Annotated in this window: 1 pseudogene; it reads left to right on the forward strand. The window is 55.9% G+C overall.

The annotated features are described in order from the left end of the window. Positions 1 to 135: 135 nt before the first annotated feature. Positions 136 to 349 (forward strand): annotated as a pseudogene (locus tag ECTPHS_RS15040) (hypothetical protein); the annotation flags it as partial.

Here is a 349-nt window from a genome sequence, read left to right on the forward strand (position 1 = left end):
CCTGGGGTATCCCCACGTTTTCGCGGGCATAATTCCTTTTGAAACAGTGGGATAAGAGGATGCGGGGGTGGACATGCACCGGCAAGATCGTGATTCTTAAGGTGACTAAGCCGAAAAAGAGCCACGAAAAAACCGATGCACGCCACGGACCTGATTCACGCAAACTTGGGGGTTGCTTGTCAATCCATTCACCGTACCCGCTTTAACGCGCTGCTGACCGCAGTAGCGGCGGCCCTGGCCGGGCAGACCACCTCGGTCACCGGTCTTGGCCGGTCATCGCCGAGAAAGATCACTGAAAAGGCGAACATCAAGCAGATGGATCGGCTCATCGGTAACCCCAGGATGCATT

Origin of the sequence: Ectothiorhodospira sp. PHS-1, from assembly GCF_000225005.1 — a bacterium.
GTDB lineage: Bacteria > Pseudomonadota > Gammaproteobacteria > Ectothiorhodospirales > Ectothiorhodospiraceae > Ectothiorhodospira.